The organism is Candidatus Poriferisocius sp. (genome assembly GCF_965214065.1).
Lineage (GTDB): Bacteria > Actinomycetota > Acidimicrobiia > Acidimicrobiales > Bin134 > Poriferisocius.
Genome location: NZ_CBDCAT010000028.1, coordinates 637,216 through 652,568 on the forward strand (window position 1 = coordinate 637,216; position 15,353 = coordinate 652,568).

At 63.8% G+C, this 15,353-nt stretch carries 18 protein-coding genes; all 18 read left to right on the top strand.

The window, feature by feature from the left end; genetic code table 11:
* Positions 1 to 4: 4 nt before the first annotated feature.
* The 18 genes from ACOOGG_RS14365 (at position 5) to rplS (ending at position 15,343) form a co-directional block, all read left to right on the top strand.
* Positions 5 to 529, top strand: a complete 525-nt coding sequence (locus ACOOGG_RS14365) for an RsmD family RNA methyltransferase (RefSeq protein WP_420436226.1) — start codon at positions 5 to 7, stop codon at positions 527 to 529.
* 27 nt (positions 530 to 556) lie between these two features.
* Positions 557 to 1,036 (top strand): pantetheine-phosphate adenylyltransferase, encoded by a 480-nt coding sequence (coaD, locus tag ACOOGG_RS14370; RefSeq protein ID WP_420436228.1) that lies wholly within the window; start codon positions 557 to 559, stop codon positions 1,034 to 1,036.
* Positions 1,029 to 1,619, top strand: coding sequence for a hypothetical protein (locus ACOOGG_RS14375; RefSeq protein WP_420436230.1), 591 nt, complete (start codon positions 1,029 to 1,031; stop codon positions 1,617 to 1,619). Before coaD ends, ACOOGG_RS14375 begins: the two co-directional genes overlap by 8 nt.
* Positions 1,620 to 1,637: 18 nt before the next feature.
* Entirely contained in the window at positions 1,638 to 2,135 is a 498-nt protein-coding gene (locus tag ACOOGG_RS14380) for a YceD family protein (RefSeq protein ID WP_420436232.1), read from the top strand.
* A 70-nt stretch (positions 2,136 to 2,205) separates the two neighbouring features.
* Positions 2,206 to 2,385: a 50S ribosomal protein L32 gene (rpmF, locus tag ACOOGG_RS14385; protein WP_420436234.1), complete on the top strand. Its 180-nt coding sequence runs from the start codon at positions 2,206 to 2,208 to the stop codon at positions 2,383 to 2,385.
* Between the two features lie 33 nt (positions 2,386 to 2,418).
* Positions 2,419 to 3,414, top strand: coding sequence for a phosphate acyltransferase PlsX (plsX, locus tag ACOOGG_RS14390; RefSeq protein ID WP_420436236.1), 996 nt, complete (start codon positions 2,419 to 2,421; stop codon positions 3,412 to 3,414).
* Between the two features lie 100 nt (positions 3,415 to 3,514).
* The gene (locus tag ACOOGG_RS14395; RefSeq protein ID WP_420436238.1) at positions 3,515 to 3,814 is read left to right on the top strand and encodes an acyl carrier protein; all 300 of its coding nucleotides are present in this window, start codon (positions 3,515 to 3,517) and stop codon (positions 3,812 to 3,814) included.
* 23 nt (positions 3,815 to 3,837) lie between these two features.
* The gene (rnc, locus tag ACOOGG_RS14400) at positions 3,838 to 4,521 is read left to right on the top strand and encodes a ribonuclease III (protein ID WP_420437613.1); all 684 of its coding nucleotides are present in this window, start codon (positions 3,838 to 3,840) and stop codon (positions 4,519 to 4,521) included.
* Positions 4,522 to 4,543: 22 nt separating this feature from the next.
* Positions 4,544 to 5,389 carry an Fpg/Nei family DNA glycosylase gene (locus ACOOGG_RS14405; protein ID WP_420436240.1) on the top strand — a complete coding sequence of 282 codons (846 nt, stop codon included), beginning with the start codon at positions 4,544 to 4,546 and terminating at the stop codon, positions 5,387 to 5,389.
* Between the two features lie 66 nt (positions 5,390 to 5,455).
* Positions 5,456 to 8,950, top strand: a complete 3,495-nt coding sequence (gene smc, locus ACOOGG_RS14410; RefSeq protein ID WP_420436242.1) for a chromosome segregation protein SMC — start codon at positions 5,456 to 5,458, stop codon at positions 8,948 to 8,950.
* 16 nt (positions 8,951 to 8,966) lie between these two features.
* A complete protein-coding gene (locus ACOOGG_RS14415) occupies positions 8,967 to 10,385 on the top strand; it encodes a S1C family serine protease (RefSeq protein WP_420436244.1) in 1,419 nt (472 codons plus the stop codon).
* Between the two features lie 11 nt (positions 10,386 to 10,396).
* Entirely contained in the window at positions 10,397 to 11,293 is an 897-nt protein-coding gene (ftsY, locus tag ACOOGG_RS14420; protein WP_420436246.1) for a signal recognition particle-docking protein FtsY, read from the top strand.
* 48 nt (positions 11,294 to 11,341) lie between these two features.
* Positions 11,342 to 12,775, top strand: coding sequence for a signal recognition particle protein (gene ffh, locus ACOOGG_RS14425; protein ID WP_420436248.1), 1,434 nt, complete (start codon positions 11,342 to 11,344; stop codon positions 12,773 to 12,775).
* A gap of 138 nt (positions 12,776 to 12,913) precedes the next feature.
* Positions 12,914 to 13,399, top strand: a complete 486-nt coding sequence (gene rpsP, locus ACOOGG_RS14430; protein ID WP_420436250.1) for a 30S ribosomal protein S16 — start codon at positions 12,914 to 12,916, stop codon at positions 13,397 to 13,399.
* The gene (locus ACOOGG_RS14435) at positions 13,396 to 13,719 is read left to right on the top strand and encodes a KH domain-containing protein (RefSeq protein WP_420436252.1); all 324 of its coding nucleotides are present in this window, start codon (positions 13,396 to 13,398) and stop codon (positions 13,717 to 13,719) included. The genes rpsP and ACOOGG_RS14435 overlap by 4 nt, the downstream gene beginning before the upstream one ends.
* Before the next feature lie 19 nt (positions 13,720 to 13,738).
* Complete coding sequence (gene rimM, locus ACOOGG_RS14440; RefSeq protein WP_420436254.1) at positions 13,739 to 14,206, top strand: ribosome maturation factor RimM; 468 nt, start codon at positions 13,739 to 13,741, stop codon at positions 14,204 to 14,206.
* A complete protein-coding gene (trmD, locus tag ACOOGG_RS14445; protein ID WP_420436256.1) occupies positions 14,203 to 14,925 on the top strand; it encodes a tRNA (guanosine(37)-N1)-methyltransferase TrmD in 723 nt (240 codons plus the stop codon). The genes rimM and trmD overlap by 4 nt, the downstream gene beginning before the upstream one ends.
* A 73-nt stretch (positions 14,926 to 14,998) precedes the next feature.
* A complete protein-coding gene (gene rplS, locus ACOOGG_RS14450; protein WP_420436258.1) occupies positions 14,999 to 15,343 on the top strand; it encodes a 50S ribosomal protein L19 in 345 nt (114 codons plus the stop codon).
* Positions 15,344 to 15,353 lie beyond the last annotated feature (10 nt).

Genomic DNA, 15,353 nt, shown 5'->3' on the forward strand with positions numbered 1-15,353 from the left:
GGCCATGGCGCTGCGGATCATCGCCGGGGAGGCCCGGGGCCGTCGGTTGAGCACTCCTGAGGGCATGGACGTGCGCCCATCTACCGGGAGGGTCCGGGAGGCGGTGTTCAACTCACTGCACAGCCTGGGCTGCTTGGAAGGGGCCGAGGTGCTGGACCTGTTCGCCGGGACGGGAGCGTTGGGGCTAGAAGCCGTGTCGCGAGGCGCGGCCTCGGCCACCTTTGTGGAGTCTGCCCCGTCGGCACTGGCCGCATTGAGGGCCAACATCGACCTCACTGGGTTCAACGACCGCTGCCGGGTAGTGCCCGGTGCTGTCATGGAGGAGCTGCCCCGGCTGGATGGCGACTACGACGTGGCCTTGTGCGATCCGCCCTATCGGTTCACCGCATGGCCAGAGCTGTTGCTTCGACTCCCTGCGGACACTGTGGTGGCCGAGTCTGATCAGGCGGTGGTTCCTGGTCTTGGCTGGGATGTCATCAAACAGCAACGCTACGCGGGTACCGTTGTGGTGATTGCCAGCCGGCAATAGCATCGACAAGCCCCAGGAGACTCATCAGTGACGCGTGTCCTGTTCCCCGGATCGTTCGACCCCATACACAACGGACACATGGAGATCGTGGAGACCGCGGCGCGCCTGTTCGAAGAGGTGATCGTGGCGGCGGTGCGCAATCCCCAGAAGGCCCCTTTGTTCGAGTTGGAAGAGCGAAAGGCGATGTTGGAGGAGTCCTTCGCCCACCTGCCCAATGTGCAGATCACCATGTTCGCCAAGCTTGTAGTGGACTTGGCCCAAGATGAAGGGGTCGATTTCATCGTGAAGGGCCTCCGAGCGGTTTCCGACTTCGAGAACGAGCTTCAGATGGCCCAGATGAACCAAGCTATTTCCGGGGTGCACACCCTGTTCATCCCCTCAGCCAGCAAGCACTCGTTCTTGGCCTCCAAGCTGATCCGCGAGCTGGCCCGCTTCGGGCAGCAGATTGACTCCATGGTCCCCCCACCGGTGGCCAAACGACTTATCGAGAGGTATCGAGATGACTGACCCCGATCCCAACACCACCGCAGCCCACCACTCAGCCACCGGGACGTTTGTAGATCCCGAATTCGATCTGCTGCTGCGGCGGGCAATTGAGCTGGTTGACGCGGCCCGTCCTATGCCGCTGTCGGCATCCTCCATGATCAACAAGGATGAGGTTTTGGAGCTGCTTCAGAACTGCCTGAACCGGCTGCCCGAGGAGATGCGGGCAGCCCGCTGGCTGTTGAAGGAGCGAGAGGATTTCTTGAAGAGAGTGCATCGGGAGGGCGATGAGATACTGGTGGCCGCTCGATCACAGGCCGAGACCATGGTGCAGCGCACGGAGGTGGTCAAGGCGGCCGAGCAGCGGGCTCGGCGCATGGTGGAAGAAGCCGAAGCCACCGCTCGCCGGTTGCGTCTCGAGACCGAGGACTATTGCGACACCAAGTTGGGGAGCTTTGAAAACGCCCTCGAGCGGATTCTGAATACGGTGAAAGAGGCCCGGACCCGGCTTCAAGGCGACCCGCTGGCCGATCTGGTTCGGGCCTACGGCCCCGAGCCTGAACCTGAGCCTGACGACGGCTTTTTCGATCAAGACACCGTGGGCTAAGCCGCGGGAGGAGGTGGTATGTCGAGCCAGCTGCTCGTACCGGTGGCGGAATTGCTGCGCCGTCCCGGATCTCATCGCGAGCTTTCGATCCAAGTAGAGGTCGACGGGCTGGCCACCTCGGATGCTGCTGTACACGGGCCGGTCGATCTCCAGCTCCATCTGGAATCGGTTGTCAGCGGGCTGGAGGTAAGCGGTTCGCTGGCGGCAGGGTGGCGCGGGTCTTGCCGGAGGTGCCTGGAGACCATTGAACAGACGGTGCAGCAGGAACTGCGGGAGATGTTCGGCAGCGCACCAGCCGACGACGAGACGTATCTGATAACAGACGGCGAGGTGGACCTGACCTCGATGGTTCGCGACTGCCTTGTTCTCGCCCTGCCCATCGCTCCGCTGTGCTCAGAGGATTGCGCCGGCCCGGCCCCCGATGACTATCCGATGAATAAGCCCGAAATCTCCGCAGAAGACCGCCCGAGAGATCCCCGCTGGGCTGCGTTAGACGCGCTGAGAACTGGCCAGTAGATTTATGGGCTGCGTCCGCGCCGTTTTTGTTCGTGGCGCGGCATTCTTCCTCCACATGTAGGACTGTCCGATGGCTGTACCCAAGAAGAAAACATCCAAAGCCAAAGGCCGTAGCCGCCGGGCATCGGCTTGGCGGGTGTCCGCTCCGGCGCAGAGCACCTGCCCTCGGTGCGGGTCGGTCAAGCGGCCGCATCGGGTGTGCAAGGTGTGCGGCTGGTACGCAGGGCGTGAAGCCGTTGAGGTGGCATAGGCCGCCCTGCCCGGACCCCTTAAAGGGCTCTTTTTGGCTTTGCTTCCGGTTGCGGTAGACGCAATGGGGGGTGACGACGCCCCTCGGTCGGTGCTTGCCGGGGCCCGTCTCGCCGCCGAGCGGGGCATTCCCGTTTTGTTGGTGGGTCAACCCGAACAGCTGGCCGATGTCCGCGACTTCGAGGTGGTTCCCGCGTCGCAGGTGATCGCCATGGGCGCAGAGGCGGCGGCCAGCGTGCGGAAAATGAAGGACTCCTCGCTGGTACGCGCGGCCGAAGCAGTGCGCGACGGACGGGCCTCGGCCATGGTCAGCGCTGGCAATACCGGAGCGGCCATGGCGGCCTCGCTGCTGAAGATGGGGCGAATCCGGGGAGTGGCCCGTCCGGCTATTGCCACTCCGATCATTGTGCCTGGTCGGGCTTGGCCCAACGTGATGTTGGATGCGGGGGCCAACACGGAATGCACCGCCGAGTGGCTGGTGCAGTTTGCCCAGATGGGGGCGGTGTACTGCCGCGATCGCTGGGGGGTTCAAGAACCCCGCGTGGGACTTTTGTCCAATGGGGAAGAGGCCGGCAAGGGCTCACCCCTGGTGAAGCAGGCATTCGAGCTCTTGGGCGATCGGGATTGGCAGACTCGGACCGGCGCGGTCTTCGCCGGCAATGTGGAGGGGCGGGACTTGTTGGAAGACCTGGTGGACGTGATCGTCACTGATGGCTTCACCGGGAATGTGGCCCTGAAGACCGCCGAGGGGGTGGCCAAGCAGCTGATCGGTGCCCTGATGGGGGCATTCGAGTCCTCCGAGGAGGCTCGGGAGGGGGCCAGGCTTCTGGCGCCGGCGCTGGCCCCGCTCTACGACGAATTCAGTCCCGACTCAGTGGGTGGCGCCATCCTCCTCGGTGTGAACGGTGTCAGCATTATCAGCCACGGAGCTTCTTCCCCGAAGGCGCTGGCCAACGCGGTGCAAGTGGCCCACGAGCTGGCCGAACGCGACACCGTGGGCTCTCTTCGCCGGGTTCTGCGCGCCCAATAGGAGTCATCGGCCCGATCATCTGTGCGTCCAGTGGGTGGGATGGGCAAGAAGCTGGCGTATACTTTTCGGGCGCCGTTTGCTGAACAGCTCCGGAGAAGTCGTGCCATCCGAAACCCATGTCGAACAGAGCCCGCTGGACCGCGAGGGAGTCTTGTCCCTCGTCCGAGAGTGCTTGGCCGACATCTTGGAGATCTCCCCCGACCGCATCACGGAAGGCCAGGCATTTGCCGATGATCTCGACGCTGATTCACTTGCCCTTATCGAGCTGGTGGAAACCCTGGAAGATGAGTTGAGCGAGAGGGCAGTCGGGTTCAGCATCGACGACGAGGACTTGGAAGATCTCAAGACGGTGCGCGACGCCGTCGACTATGTCCACGGCCGGCTGAGCCGAAGCTCCTGACCGCCGAAGCCAACCTCGACGCTCTGGCCGAGCGACTCGGCTATGCATTCGCGCAGCCCGGTCTGCTTGTCGAGGCATTGACCCATCGCTCGTGGTGCGCTGACCACGAGGGTGAATCGTCCAACGAGCGGCTGGAGTTTTTGGGCGACGCCGTGCTGGCCCTAGTGGTGACCGACCACATTTATGCCGCCTACCCTGAAATGGCGGAGGGACAGTTGGCTCCGCTGCGGGCTGAAGTGGTCCAAGCCGAAGCGCTGGCCGATCTGGCCGTTGAATTGAGGTTGGGGGAGGCCCTGCGGCTGGGTCGCGGCGAAGATGGATCTGGGGGCCGGGAAAAGCCATCGATTCTCTCCGATGCCATGGAGGCGGTGATCGGTGCCGTCTATTTGGATGCTCCCTGGGAGGTACTGGTTGAGTTGGTCCGAGTGTGGCTGGCCGATCGGATTGCCATTGCGGCCCAAGGTCCCGGTGTCCGGGACTTCAAGACCCGATTGCAGGAGTACTGTGCCCGCAACCGGCAGGACGCCCCCGAGTATCGGCTAACCGAGAAGGGTCCTGACCACGCGAAGCAATTTGTGGCCGTTGTGCATGTTGACGGCCAAGAGAGAGGTCGAGGCGAGGGCCGATCGAAGAAGCAGGCTGAGCAGGCGGCGGCGGCCTCAGCTTGGCAAACTCTGACGGTCGCGACGACGGGAAATGCCCCATGACCCCATTGACAGGAGCCATCTGATGATCGCCTTGCCCGAAATCGAGACCATCCGCCGGGACTTGGACAGAGAACTGTCCAGCCTCCGCATCAAATCGGTGGAAGTCATGGATACCCGGCTGACAAAGCGATCAGGCGGGGCGAAGAAGTTCGCCGGCCGTCTGGAGAAGGCGAAGATCACAGGTGTGCGGCGTCGTGGCCTTTATTTGATCATTAGCTTGGATAGCGAGGATGTGATCGTGGCCCATTTGGGGAGCGGCGGGCAGCTTCGTCGTCATGCCAACAGAGACCAGACCGAGCCCAACACCATTTTGTCCATCACATTCACCAAGAGCGGGCAGCTCCGGCTAGTCGATGGGGTCGGTGATGCCGAACTGTTTTTGGCCAGTGCTGAGAAGTTGGTGGAGGAAGTACCCGAGCTAGAAGGACTGGGCATCGACCCTCTTGATCAGCCGGTGCCGTGGCGGATGTTCGGCCAGATTCTCCTGGCCCAAGACGCCAAGCTGAAGGCGGTGCTGACCGATGACCGCGTGGTGGTGGGGCTGGGCGAGATGTATTCCGACGAGATTCTGTTCACTGCCGGCTTGCGGTACGACCGAATGACCAACTCGTTGGGGCCCCAGGAAGTGCGCCGGTTGCATCGGGCGATGGTGGAGACCCTGCATGATGCGGCCAAGCATCGAGGCGCCACGCTGGAAGACGGACTCTACGTGGATGTACACGGCCAGCCAGGGGGGTATGAGGAGTACATAAACGTGTTCAAGCAGGCGGGTAGGAACGGGCACCCCTGTCCCCGCTGCCACCGCCCAATCCAGAAGTACCGCTTCCGCCGCCGCTGGACCTACTTCTGCGAGCAGTGCCAGATCTGACCGCCGACACGCCGCCGGACAACTAGTTCCACAAATCGCGGCCCGCCGCTGGGTAGGGTCGAATGAGTGTTCTTGAAGGCGTTGACCCTCAAAGGGTTCAAATCCTTTGCCGACTCCACCACGCTGGTCTTCGAGCCGGGCGTGACGGTGATTGTGGGTCCCAATGGCAGCGGCAAGTCCAACGTGGTGGACGCGGTGGCCTGGGCATTGGGCGCCCAGGCCCCCACGGCGGTGCGCTCGGCCAAGATGGACGATGTCATCTTCGCCGGGACCGCCTCCCGGCCGGGCTTGGGTCGGGCAGAGGTATCGCTGAGCATCGACAACACCGCCCACCTTCTTCCCATCGAGTTCGAAGAGGTCACCATCACCCGCACGCTATTCCGCAGCGGGGACAGCACCTATTCCATCAACGGGGTGCCATGTCGCCTGCTCGACATTCAAGAGCTGCTGAGCGATACCGGGGTTGGCCGCCAACAGCATGTAATCGTCTCCCAGCGCCAAATCGAGGGAGTATTGAGTGCCCGACCCGAGGATCGCCGGGCGGTCATCGAGGAGGCTGCCGGCGTGCTGAAGTATCGCCGCCGCAAGGAGAAGTCCGAGCGGCGGCTGGCGGCGACTGAGGCTAACCTCACCCGGCTGTCCGATGTGGTGCGAGAGATTCGCCGCCAGCTGCGACCGCTGGAGCGCCAAGCCGAGGCTGCCCGGCGCCACGGAGGCTTACTGGCTGAGTTGAGCACTCTTCGCCGGTATCTGGCTGGGCAGGAGATAGAGCAGTTTCGCCACAGGGTTGGCCAGCTGACCCAGGACCAGGCGGGCAATCGCCAAGAGATGCAGAAGCTATCAGTGCAGGCAGAGGGTTTGGACCGAGACGTGGCCGTGGCCGAGGCTCGGCTGTCAGCCGCAGATGGACAGGACATCAGCAATGCCCTGATGCGGTTCGAAGGGCTCAACGAGCGCCTCCGGGGGTTGGACGCGCTGTTGTCAGAGCGACGTCTGCGCGTGCAGCGCGACCGCAGCGCTGGAATGGACGAAGATGTTGTGGCCACGCTGGAAGCCGAGTCGGACCGTCTGGGCCGAGAGCTGAGCGAAGTGGAAGCTGAGGCGGCCGCCATGGCGCCCGATGCCGCCGCGGTTGCCGATGCCGTGCAGCAGCTGGAGCAGCTCCGGCTGTCGTTCGATGAGAAGTGGGGTGGCCAAGCCCTGCTCGCTTCCGGGTCGGATGCCCCCCGGTTGAGAGGCGAGATGAGGGCATTGGGGGCATCGATCCAGCGGGACCGGGCCGAGGCGGACCGACTGGGCCGGAGCTTGGAGGAATTGGAATCGCGTCTCCAGAAGCTTGCTGGTGAGTTGTACCGATCATGGGCCAAGGCCGCTGATGCCGAGGTGGCTCAGGAGACCCGGCAGCAAGAGCAAGCGGTTGCCGAGCAGGAATGCGAGGAGGCTCGGGAAGCCCGAGAGCGGTCCAGGGCGGCTCTTGCTGATGCCGTTGGCGATCATCAGGCGTGGGGGGCTCGGCGAGAGGCGCTTTCGTTGGCGTTGGACGAGGCCCGCGACCGGTCTGGTGCCCAGCGGCTGGCCGGCATTGAGGGAGTCGTCGGTACCTTGCTGGAGGTTGTGGAGATAGACCGGGGCTGGGAGGCAGCTTTTGAAGCGGCGGCTGGCGAGGCGGTGGCCGCGGTTGTGGCCACCGACACCGAGATAGCCATGCGGGCCATCGCCACGCTGGAGGCCGACGACGTGAGCGGCGCGGTGCTGGCCCTAGGCGCAATGGGCGGGCCACTGCCTGCTCCAGCTGTCGGTACACCCCTTCGCTCCCATGTGCGGTCTTCGACAGCTGGGGTGGATGGCCTCTTGGACGTATTGGTCGGCCGTGTCGGGGTGGTGGACACCAGTGAGGAAGCAGCCGCCGCGGCGGTTGCCGATCCGTCGGCTGTGGTTGTCACTCGCCGGGGCGACCGGTTCTCCCCGTCGGGCTGGCGGGTGGGCGTGCGGCACTCGGGGGCCACGAAGGGATTGCTTGAGGAAGCTGAGCGGGAGTCGGCCCGGGCGGCTCGCCATCTCGATGCCGCGCAGCAGGAATTGAGTATGGCTGATTGCCGTCTAGAGGAGGCTGTGCAGGCCGTTGATCAAGCGAGGCAAGCTGCTCTGGCGCAGTCTGGGGCGGTGGCCGATGTCCGGAGTCAGGCCAATGCCGCAGAACGGAAGCTGCGCGACACAGAGGTGGAGATCACCGCGCTCGTCCCTCGTCGAGATGAGTTGGAGGACAAGATCGCTGAGGGTCGCCGACGGGCTGACGTGCTGCGCCAAGAGCTGCCGCAGCACGAAGCCCGGGAAGCGGAGCAGGTTGAGCGCGCCGAGAGCATGAATCGGGCCCGCGATGAGCTGTCCCGGCAGTCGCAGGCGGTGAGCAGCTTTCGCTCGGAACTCCAAGTCAGGTCTGCCGGGCTGGAAGAGCGACGCCGTTTGCTGACCGCTCAGCGCGGCGAAATTGAACGTCGGTTGGGCCGGATGGCAGAAGCCCGCGTTGAGGCCACCTCTCGTCGAGAGGCCCTCGATACCCGGCTGGAAGTTATCGGCGAGCTGGCTGGCTGGGTGGCCCAAGGGCTCGAAGCGGTGGGGGGGCAGCTTGAGGGTCTGCGCCGTCGGCGGGCCGAGGAATCGCAAGCGGCTGCAGCGGCCGTGCGGCAACTTGAGGACCTGCGAAGCCAGCGGGCTCAAGCCGAGGCCAGGCTGGGGCAGTGTCAGGAGCGGGACCGCAGTATGGATATCGAGTTGGCCGAGGCGGGGATCAGGCTGGAAGCTTCGGTCGACCGGTGCCGTCGGGAGTTGGACTGCGAACCGGGTGAAGCGGTGGCCACCGAATGCCCGCCCCTAGAGCCGGGCGTCGCTCCCGTTGACCGGATAAGGGCATTGGAGCAAGAGCTGCGCATCATGGGGCCGGTGAACCCATTGGCGCTGGAGGAGTGCGAGGCGCTGTTGGAGCGCCACAACTTCACCCAGGGTCAGATTGACGACATCCGCCAGAGCCGCCGTGAGCTCCGCAAAGTGATCCGCAAGATCGACGAGGAAATCGTCAACGTGTTCTCGGCCGCCTTTGCCGATGTGGAGCGCAACTTCGCCGGTTTGTTCCAGACGCTGTTTCCCGGCGGAGAGGGAAATCTGCGGCTCACCCGACCCGATGCGCTGCTGGACACCGGGGTGGAGATCGAGGCCCGACCATCGGGTAAGAACATTCGGCGCCTGAGCCTCTTGTCGGGTGGGGAGCGCTCGCTCACCGCGCTCGCTTTTCTGTTTGCGGTGTTCAGGAGCCGGCCGTCGCCGTTCTATGTCATGGACGAGGTGGAAGCCGCGCTCGATGACGTGAACCTGCACCGCTTCCTCCAGCTCATCGATGAGTTCCGGGCCGATGCCCAGCTGCTTATTGTGAGCCATCAGAAGCGCACCATGGAGGCAGCCGACTGTCTCTACGGCGTATCCATGAAACCGGGGGGAAGCTCCAAGGTGCTTTCCGAAAAAGTGGTGGTAGCCTCGGAATCGAAGGTACTTCTCCAACAGAGCTGAGGACTCAGCGCACACGATGAGCAACGAGCCCGACGATCCCCGGTCGGAGTGGGATCCCTTGGGGTGGGAACTGGAAGGCCCAGCCAACCAAACCAGCAACTTGCCCGTGCCCCGCGCGGTGGAGGTCGTCGCCTCGGTACCGCCCGGAGACCCACCGTACCGATCTCGCAATCCTGCGGTGACCATGTTGGCGGTGTCAGTGCTGCTGGCTGTCTTCGGCCTGGTGGGAATCGGAATCGGCGTCGGCAGCGTTTTCTTCAACCAGGACACCCCTACCCCTGAGGTGGTGGTGGTCTCAGGTCCGCAGGTGGTGAGCGCCTCTCCGGGCCAACCGCCGGCACTTCAGGCACCCCTGGTGGTGCCGCCCGCGGATCAGTCGCCCGCCGAGCAATCCACCGAGTCGGCCATTCCTGTGGATCCTGTGGTTGAAGTGGCCCGGGCGGTCACCCCTTCGGTGGTGCTAATCGAGGCGATCGCCACTGGGGACGAGGCGGAGATTCCCGAGTTTGACCTGCCAAGAATAGACCCCGAGGGCGAGCTACCTCCCAGAAATGATCTGGAGCCACCAGGGGAAGAGCCTGACGGCCTTGAGGATCGGCCGCTGATCGTCGGGCAGGGGTCGGGTATCATTTACGACGCGTCCGGCCACATACTGACCAACGCGCACGTGGTCGGCGATGCTGAGGCCGTCAGGGTGCAGCTGGCCGACGGCACTCGGGCAGGAGGCGTGGTTGTGGGCACCGCCCCGGCCATCGATGTGGCGTTGGTGAAGGTCGACACCGATGTAGCGCTCACACCGGCGGTATTCGCCGACCGATCCACGGTTGAGGTGGGGCAACTGGCGGTGGCGGTGGGCAGCCCGTTCGGGTTGCAGCAGTCGGTCACCTCGGGCATTGTCAGCGCTGTGGGTCGCGCCATCAGAGAGGGAACTGGTGAGAGCGCCTTCGTGGAGATGATCCAAACCGATGCTCCCATCAACCCCGGCAACTCAGGCGGTGCACTGGCCAACCGCTTTGGCCAAGTCATCGGCATGAACACCCTCATCCAGACCGACGGCTCGGTTGGCAACATCGGCTTGGGCTTCGCCATCCCTTCCGACATCGCCCTGAACATCGCCCAGCGCATCTTGGCTGGTGAGAGCACCGAACTGGGATTTCTGGGTGTTTCGGGAACCGATCCTGAAATAGGCCATCCCGGTGCCCTGGTCCTCCAGGTGCATGAGGACACACCTGCTGACCGGGCCGGGTTGATGGCCGGGGATCTAATCGTTCTAATCGACAGCGAGGTGGTGTCGACCTTCACCGAGCTGGCCGCCAAGGTTCAGTTCCGAGTTCCTGGCACCGAGGTGGAGCTGGAGGTGGTGCGCGATGACGAGCGCATCACGCTCACGGTGGTCATCGGTTCGCTGCCCGTTGAAGAGCTCGAAGACGGTTAGGGGCTAGTCGCATGGCGCGAACCGGATTCCGTGGTCGAATGGCGTCCGCCCGCGGCGCGTTCTCAGGGTTCTTGTCGTCGGTGGTCTCCCGGGGGGTGGACGACGCCACCTGGGAGGAGCTGGAGGAGGCGCTGATTCTGGCCGACGCCGGTGTGGGGGCCACCACTGCGCTGCTCGACCGGCTGAAGGAGCGGGTCAAGGCCGAGAAGGTCTCCGACGCCGATGCTCTGGTGGCTCTGCTCAAGGCCCAGTTGGCCGAAGACCTGGGAGGCCGGGATCTGGAGCTGCGGACCGACGGCAACCCCGCGGTGTGGCTCTTCGTGGGAGTGAACGGTGCGGGCAAGACCACCACCATCGGCAAGCTGGCCGCCCGGGAGATGCAGGGCGGCCGCAAGGTGGTGTTGGCCGCGGGCGATACCTTTCGAGCGGCGGCCGTCGAACAACTGGGTCAGTGGGCCGACCGGTCGGGCGCCGAGCTGGTACGGGGCGCCGAGGGCGCTGATCCCAGTTCGGTCGTCTACGACGCCATCGAGCACGCTTCAGCCGCGGGAGTGCCGCTGGTCATGGCCGATACCGCCGGTCGCCTGCACACCCGCACGAACCTGATGGACGAGCTGGCCAAGATTTATCGGGTGGCCGGCAAAGGGCCGGGCATGGTCACCGAGGTGCTGCTGGTGATCGACGCCAGCACCGGCCAGAACGGCTTGGCCCAAGCCCGCCGGTTCACCGAGACGGCTGAGCTGACCGGCGTCGTGCTCACCAAGCTCGACGGGTCGGCCAAGGGCGGCATCGTGATGGCTGTGCAAAATGAACTGGACATCCCGGTGAAGCTGGTGGGGCTGGGGGAGGGTGTCGGTGACCTGGTGGAATTTGACGCCGTCGAATTCGTCGATGCTCTGCTCTCCTGACTTCTCGAAGCACGTTTTTCGGGGGCGGACCACTAGGGTAAGCAGCCCATGTTTGACACGCTGAGCAACCGGTTCGAGGGCATATTCAAGCGCCTGCGGGGGTTGGGGACCCTGCGGGAGGGAGACGTCGACGAGGTTCTGCGGGAGATTCGCTTAGCCCTGCTGGAGGCCGACGTCAACCTCCATGTGGTCCGCGGCTTCCAGGAGAGGGTCCGCCAGCGGTGCGTGGGCGCCGAGGTTCACAAGGCGCTGAACCCAGTCCAGCAGGTGATCAAGTTCGTCCACGAGGAGCTTATCGCCACCCTGGGCGGCGAGACCCTGGAGATCTCCCATCCAGCCAAGCCTCCCACGGTGGTGCTGCTGGCTGGACTCCAGGGTTCGGGCAAGACCACTAACGCGGCCAAGCTGGCCTCCTGGTTCAAGCAGCAGGGCCGCAACCCGATGCTGGTGGGCGCCGATTTGCAGCGTCCCGCGGCAGTTGAACAGCTCCGCACCCTCGGTGCAGCCATCGGGGTTCCTGTGTTCAGCGAGCCTTCCGGTCCGGTTGCGGTGGCCAGACAAGGCGTGGCCGAGGCCTTGGATTCCAACCGGGATGTGGTGATCTGCGACACCGCCGGGCGATTGGCCATCGATGACGAGATGATGGATCAGGTCGGACGGATATCCGACGCCATCGAACCCCACTACACCTTCCTGGTGGTCGACGCCATGACCGGCCAAGACGCAGTGACCACTGCCGAGTCGTTCCATGCCGTTCTCGAACTCGATGGCGTGATTCTCACCAAGGTGGACGGGGACGCTCGGGGAGGAGCGGCGCTGTCGGTGAAAGAGGTGGTGGGTCGGCCGATTGCCTTCTCCTCTACAGGCGAGAAGATCGACGAGTTCGAGTTGTTCCACCCCGATCGGGTGGCCAGCCGGATTCTCGGCATGGGCGATGTGCTCACGCTGATTGAGAAGGCCGAGCAGGTGTACGAGGAGGCCGAGGCGGAAGCGACCGCGGCCAAGCTGCTGGAAGGGGAATTCACGCTGGAGGACTTCTTGGAGCAGATGCGTCAGCTCAAGAAGATGGGCTCTCTCCAAAACCTGGTGGGGATGCTCCCCGGGGCAACCCCCGAGTTGCGCAAAGCCGAGATCGAGGACGAGCGCATCGCCCAGGTGGAGGCCATCATCTGCTCGATGACCCCTCAAGAGCGGGCTACCCCCCGCGTTGTCGACGGCTCTCGCCGTCAGCGGATCGCCGCTGGCTCGGGAACCCGTCCCTCTGAGGTCTCCCAGCTTCTGCGGCAGTTCAGCGAGGTCCAGCGGATGATGAAGAAGATGGGCGGCGGAAAGGGACCCGGTTCGGGTCGAAAGAAGTCCAAGAAGGGTCGCAAGGGCAGCCGGGTGACCCCGCCGGGCAGCCAGCAGAAGAAGTCGGGCAAGTCCAAGTTGACCTTGCCTGGCTTGGAGGACGGGCAATTCGATCTCTCCTCCCTGAGGTAGCCCACAGGGATTTTCTGCGGGTAGAGTTTCCCTATTCCGGCGGCCGGCGCCGGTTCGTGCCTGCACGGGTACTGATTAGGGGCCATTTGGACTCAGGACGCCAAATGGACCCAAGAAGACAGAAGGGCTGACCGGCTAGTGGCAGTAAGACTCCGGCTGATGCGGATGGGCAAGAAAAAGCAGCCCACCTACCGCGTTGTAGCCGCTGATTCCCGCAAAGCCCGCAATGGGCGGTTCATCGAGATTGTAGGTACCTACAACCCCCGCCAGGAACCGTCGCTGGTTGAGATTAACAACGAAAGGGCGCTGCACTGGCTGCGCCATGGTGCCCAGCCGAGCGAGCGGGTGCAGAAACTCCTGGTGATTTCAGGGGCGTGGGCGGAGTTCACCGGTGGTGAAGGGCAGGCCCAAGGGGCTGATCAGCGCCCGGCAATAGTGACCACGGCCGCCTCAGCGGAAACGGGCGCTTCCACTGCCGAGGCGGTCGCGAACGAAGCTGATGAAGACGCTGCGGACGCCGCCACAGACACAGACGAAGATGGCGGGGACGCTGCGGACGCCGCCACAGATACAGACGAAGCTGCGGAGCAAGACACCGAGAAAGCCGAGGGCGGGGAATCGTGAGCGACACCGACTTGAGAGTTGAGGACGAGGAATACGACGACGACGATTTCGAAGAGCCGGGCGACATCAACACCATCGAAGTGCCAACCGCCCGCAATGTTTTGGAATACCTGGTGAAGTCGGTGGTGGAAAACCCCGATGAGGTCGAGGTTGAGGTTGTTGAGCGGCAGGGGTCGGTGGCGCTGGAGGTAACAGTGGCCGAAGGCGACATGGGTCGAGTCATCGGCCGCCGCGGTCGAGTGGCCAACTCCATCCGCACCGTTGTGCGGGCCGCAGCCAGCAAAGACGGCAGCTTCGTCGACGTCGAGTTCGTCGACTGACCGATCGAAAGCGCCGAGCGTGCCTCCTCTGCTCGAGGTTGGCCGTATCGACCGGGCCCATGGGATCCGGGGGGAGGTCGTGGTCACGTTGTGGACCAACCGTGCCGAGCGGTTGGAAATTGGATCAGTGCTCTGCACTGATCTCGGTGAGTTCACCGTGGCAGCTGCCCGACCATTTCAGCAACGCTGGATTGTGCAGTTCGACGAGATCATGGATCGACATTCAGCCGAATCCCTGAGAGGCCAAGCGTTGAGAGCCCAGCCCATCGTTGATCCCGATGAGCTATGGGTCCATGAGCTGATCGGCATGATGGTGTGCGAAACCAACGGCACAGAGCGGGGCCGGGTCGAAGCCGTGCAAGCCAATCCAGCCAGCGACTTGCTGGTCTTGGAATCCGGGGCTTTGGTGCCCCTCACCTTCTTGCAGGAGGAAACGGGGGATCAACTGATTGTGGATGTGCCAGAGGGCCTCTTCGACGACTCATGAGGGTCGATATTTTCACCATCTTTCCTTCGATGTTCGAAGCGTTCTTAGATTTCGGGGTGATTGGGAGGGCGGTGGAACAGGGCCGACTCGAGGTACGGGTTCACGACCTCAGACTGGGGGCGGGAGACCCTCACCGCTCGGTTGATGATGCCCCGTTTGGTGGAGGTGCGGGCATGGTCATGATGCCGGAGCCTCTATTCAGATCGGTCGAACAGGCCGATCCGCCTCGACCTCTGTTTCTGCTGGGGCCTGCTGGTCGTCGATTCGATCAGGCAGTCGCCCAAGAGCTGGTCCGCGGTGACGGGTTCTCGCTGCTGTGCGGTCGCTATGAGGGAGTGGATCAGCGAGTGAAAGACCATTTGGTCGACGGTGAGTTGTCTCTGGGGGACTTTGTACTGGCTGGCGGCGAGGTGGCCGCGATGGCCATCATCGAGACGGTGGGACGCTTGGTTCCCGGGGTTCTGGGCAACGATTTGTCGACCGCCGAGGAGTCGTTCAGCGATGGACTCTTGGAGTATCCCCACTACACCCGCCCTGCAGAATACCGGGGCTGGGTTGTGCCCGAGGTGCTGCGCTCGGGAGATCACGGTCGCGTGGATCGCTGGCGAAGGGCCCAGTCGCTAGCCCGAACGGCAGCCTTGCGCCCCGACCTAATCGAAGCTCGCGGTGGTTTGTTGGAAGAGGAGCAAGCGCTTCTTGAAGAGTTCGGCCTCCCCTAAACGGGCCAGGTATAATTTTCCGTCGCGCCCCAATGCCTGACTTGGGCGCTGAAGAACTCATAAGAGGCGTGCTATGAATCCCACCGACATCGTTGATCGCGATACCAGACGTTCCGACATTCCGGAGTTCAGCGCCGGTGACGCGGTCAAGGTGCATGTCCGCGTTGTGGAGGGCAGCCGTGAGCGGGTCCAGGTCTTCGAGGGTGTGGTTATCCGCCGTCAGGGTAGCGGTGTACGGGAGACCTTCACCGTTCGGAAGGTGAGTTTCGGGGTGGGAGTGGAGCGCACATTTCCGGTTCATTCACCCATCATCGCCAAAGTGGAGGTGGGGGCCCGAGGCGATGTGCGTCGTGCCAAGCTCTATTACCTGCGCGATCGCATCGGCCGAGCTGCCCGCGTCAAAGAGAAGCGCTTCTAGGGGGAATTGT